A 1,101-nucleotide genomic window follows, 5' to 3' on the forward strand; every position below is an offset into this window, starting at 1 on the left:
AAAATAGCATTGATCAAATACCGATTGGGAAACGGTTTATTTTGAAGTGAATCTCAAGTTCTCCTTGTACCTGATGAAATAATGTTCAAGCGGACGGCGTTCCGCTATGCTTAACCTGCCAATTCCAATTTGCTGCTGGAAAACAATATGAATAATAACAACGATACAAAAGACAACGAAAACCTAAACTGCCCTATTTGCCAATGTGATGAATACTTAATCTCATCAAACGGTGAAAAATTCACGTGTGCTGCTTGTGGATTCCACACGAAAAATTTCTCATCCATTCAATGCCTTTACCAAGCGCCATATTTACAGTCGAAAATTAAACAAATTCATAACCTAAGTCATTCTCGTCATTAAACGGTTAAACAGAGCAGCCCATGAGCTGCTCTTTTAATTCATCCAAATGTTGAATGCGAATAACTCGGTCATCGTCGACTCGGTTAATGGCCTCACCATTAAATAGCTGAACCGTCTTAATTCCGGCATTCAACCCTGCTTCTACACCTTTGGGTGTATCATCGATATACAAACAATCGCTAGGTAAAAATCCCATGCTCATCGCGCTGTACATGATCAAATCAGGTTCAGGTTTCCAACTATTTGCTTCAAACGCAGAGAATACTTTTCCTTTGAATGCATCAAGCAGACCGGTTAACTCAAGTGCGTATTCAATTTTATCTTTGGGACCATTTGACGCGACGCAGTATTCAATATTGTGAGAGTCGAGGAATTGGATAAGCCTTTTAGCGCCATCCATTGGTTGTAAATGACGAACAAACAATTTTTGAACTTCTGCTCGGTATTGGGGTTCAAGAACATCAATTGGAACATTAATGTTCATCAACTCTTTGGTATCAAGAAGAATATCGGCCAGTTTTCCACCTTTAAAGTGAGAAACACATTCTTCCATCGTTAACTCTGCACCGTGTTGATTAAATACATTCACTAGTGCTTGGCAGCATAAACGCTCACTGTCGACCAACGTGCCATCACAATCAAAAATCACGCATTTAATATTGGTAATTGCCATAGCCTTCCCCTAGACGCATTTGTCGATGTCGCTGATCAAACTTATTTTTTAATACAAATGTATGG

Annotated in this window: 1 protein-coding gene; it reads right to left on the minus strand. The window is 39.2% G+C overall.

Going from position 1 to position 1,101, the window contains the following annotated elements:
• Positions 1–367 precede the first annotated feature (367 nt).
• On the minus strand, positions 368–1,036 hold the full coding sequence (locus tag R7M72_RS25620; RefSeq protein WP_025525976.1) for an HAD-IA family hydrolase: 669 nt from the start codon (positions 1,034–1,036) through the stop codon (positions 368–370).
• Positions 1,037–1,101: the final 65 nt, after the last annotated feature.

The organism is Vibrio sp. YT-18, assembly GCF_033337345.1.
Taxonomy (GTDB): domain Bacteria; phylum Pseudomonadota; class Gammaproteobacteria; order Enterobacterales; family Vibrionaceae; genus Vibrio; species Vibrio alginolyticus.

Bases quoted from the DNA above. Each gene is read 5' to 3' on its own strand.
- R7M72_RS25620 (WP_025525976.1), bottom strand. From the start codon at position 1,036: ATGGCAATTACCAATATTAAATGCGTGATTTTTGATTGTGATGGCACG.